Origin of the sequence: Loktanella sp. DJP18, assembly GCF_049310965.1 — a bacterium.
GTDB lineage: Bacteria > Pseudomonadota > Alphaproteobacteria > Rhodobacterales > Rhodobacteraceae > Loktanella.
Map to the genome: position 1 here is coordinate 1 of NZ_JBMERN010000329.1, position 1,247 is coordinate 1,247.

Consider the following 1,247-nt stretch of genomic DNA (forward strand, 5'->3'; position numbering starts at 1 on the left):
GTTCGTCCCGCAGCCGGCCGTTAAAGCTCTCGATGAATGGGCTCTGTGTCGGCTTGCTGGCGCAATGTAATGCCAGTCGATCGTGCGGTTATCGGCTATGGCGCAGACTTTATGGCCAAGAAGGTGCGTGCCTGGATCGGTGCAGTGGGCGCGAAAACAGCATTCATCACCCCGGGTCACCGTGGGAGAACGCCTACTGCGAGAGCTTCAACGCCCGCCATACCTCCGACCGAGGAAATCCTCGAACCCGCATCCCCAAAGCACGCCGGGCCACGGCTCACCCAGAAGTTCAGCAATCTCATCGTGATCCACCGCAAATTCTTCGAGTGCTGGCATAAGGTGCTCGGCAGCTACTTTCTGCAGCCTGTCGCGCCAGATCTCATTGCGACCGATGAAGCCAAGCAAATCTGATATATCGTTGCGCATGCTCGTCCTTCTCAACTGAATATCTGCAACGTTAATCTATCAGAAATGCGGTCCACTGTGCCATGGCATCCTTACCGGCACGGATGGACCTAATCTCAAATCGAAAGCGCCCATAGCGGTTCCGGATCCGCCACGCCTGTATGTCATGAAAAGTGTCTGTGCTGGGGCCGTAAACAAATAAGGTCGGACAACTCGGACAGGCCAAGCAGCCACAGCATCTGTCCTAGTTGTCCGACAGTTTCGTGAAAGGGACTGTGATTGGTTCACCCTGAACAACGATTTCAGGCGACGATTTGCTGTGCCTGATGGCGTCTTGCGTTCCGTATAAACCTTAGGAGCAATGTGCCAGCTAGATGGCCGAGGACGGCACCTTCAAGCTGACGAACGAGAGCCGCGGCTGGAATGTGACCGAGAGCTACGTCATCCAAGACGCCAGCCTGACGCTGTCCGACGCTGAAGGCGATGTGGGCACGACACCATTTCCTATCACCTGTGGCCCGACCGAAGCCGATGATGAAATAACACTTGTGCAGGCTGGCGACTCTGTCTGTCCAATGTCCGGACTGTCATTGCGGGCACGTCGGGAGTGAAATGGACCCCTCTCTCGCGTTGAGTGATCCGGAAACGGCAAGTGTCAGGTGACCTGCACCACCGCCGGCCTCTCGCAGTGCGATCTCACGACCTCAAAAACACTATCCATTTTTTGGTTTTGTCGCACCCAACACTTTTTGGAAGAGAAGACACATCACGGCTAGCGGGCATTTTCAGTGCAAGCCGACCTTAACCGGCGATCTCATCGACCCTTCGGTTTGTGTGCCGCG

Annotated in this window: 2 protein-coding genes and 2 pseudogenes; 2 read left to right on the forward strand and 2 right to left on the reverse strand. The window is 55.7% G+C overall.

The window, feature by feature from the left end; all coding sequences use genetic code 11:
- Positions 1-96 (reverse strand): annotated as a pseudogene (locus ACOI1H_RS25660) (integrase core domain-containing protein); the annotation flags it as partial.
- A 3-nt stretch (positions 97-99) separates the two neighbouring features.
- On the opposite strand from ACOI1H_RS25660, the pseudogene ACOI1H_RS25665 reads away from it, so the two are divergent.
- A pseudogene (locus tag ACOI1H_RS25665) lies at positions 100-218 on the forward strand (integrase core domain-containing protein); the annotation flags it as partial.
- Here the strand turns inward: ACOI1H_RS25665 and ACOI1H_RS25670 are convergent.
- The gene (locus ACOI1H_RS25670; protein WP_422441159.1) at positions 208-426 is read right to left on the reverse strand and encodes a hypothetical protein; all 219 of its coding nucleotides are present in this window, start codon (positions 424-426) and stop codon (positions 208-210) included. The pseudogene ACOI1H_RS25665 and the gene ACOI1H_RS25670 overlap by 11 nt on opposite strands.
- A gap of 353 nt (positions 427-779) precedes the next feature.
- On the opposite strand from ACOI1H_RS25670, the gene ACOI1H_RS25675 reads away from it, so the two are divergent.
- Positions 780-1,016, forward strand: coding sequence for a hypothetical protein (locus ACOI1H_RS25675; RefSeq protein ID WP_422441158.1), 237 nt, complete (start codon positions 780-782; stop codon positions 1,014-1,016).
- Positions 1,017-1,247 lie beyond the last annotated feature (231 nt).